Genomic DNA, 299 nt, shown 5'->3' on the forward strand with positions numbered 1-299 from the left:
CGCCCTCTTCCGTACGCCCCGCCCGGCCTCCGTACGGCCCCGCCTGCGTACGGCCGCGTGCCGACGGTACGTTCACCCTGGCATGCTGACCTTACGTCCGAATGTCATGACGAAACCTTGACGGATGGCCACCCGGCCCATGAAGCTGCCCAAAACAGCATCACCCGGGCACCACAGCCCCACCCGCACCGCACGCCCCCTTGCCCGGTCGCCGACGACCGGTGAGAGGAGTTCCCCTTCATGACTGCCGCCTCCCCCGTACCCGCCCTGGACCGCATCCGGGTCGGCTCGGCCCCCGA

The sequence above is a fragment of the Streptomyces milbemycinicus genome, assembly GCF_002154605.1.
GTDB lineage: Bacteria > Actinomycetota > Actinomycetes > Streptomycetales > Streptomycetaceae > Streptomyces > Streptomyces milbemycinicus.